The sequence below is a fragment of the Rhizomonospora bruguierae genome, from assembly GCF_018397995.1.
GTDB lineage: Bacteria > Actinomycetota > Actinomycetes > Mycobacteriales > Micromonosporaceae > Rhizomonospora > Rhizomonospora bruguierae.
In genome coordinates this window covers 1-561 of the sequence record NZ_BBQH01000162.1, presented here as the reverse complement: position 1 = coordinate 561, position 561 = coordinate 1, and the positions used below count along the sequence as shown (strand labels likewise).

Annotated in this window: 1 protein-coding gene; it reads right to left on the bottom strand. The window is 67.4% G+C overall.

From position 1 onward, the window contains the following. Positions 1-561, bottom strand: a 561-nt coding sequence (locus KJS59_RS30640) for a tyrosine-type recombinase/integrase (protein WP_213457485.1), incomplete at both ends; no start/stop codon positions are given.

Here is a 561-nt window from a genome sequence, read left to right as displayed (position 1 = left end):
AGAGGGACGTGGCGTGTCTTGCCGCCTTTGCCGGTCAAGGCCGCCATGGCGGGGTGTTCGAGGCGGAGGTTTCGGACGGTGAGGTCGGCGAGTTCCTGGACGCGGGCGGCGGTGTCGTAGAGCGTGGCGAGCAAGGTCGCGTCGCGTCGGCCGCGGCGGGTGGACCGGTCGGGCTGGGCGAGCAGGAGGCGGGTCTGCTCGATGGTCAGGTGGTTGACGTGCGGGCGGGGCTGTTTCTTGGCGGGGATTGCGAGGGTGTCCTGGTAGCAGGCCATCCGGGCGGGGTCCTCGGTTTGCATCCAGGTGCAGAAGGAATTGATCGCGGTCAGTCGCTGGTTGCGGGTCGACACGCTGTTTTGCCGTTCGGCTTCGAGCCAGTTGAGGAACCCGATGATCGCGGCGGCGTCGATGCGGTCGAGGGTGAGTTTCTCCGGTGGGACGGCGTGGTTGTCGCGGAGATAGACGAGCAGGAGCTTGAACGTGTCGCGGTAGGACGCGATCGTGTTGGGTGAGCAGCCGCGCAGCCCGGCCAGGTGGGTGGTGAGGAAACGGCGCAGGAAG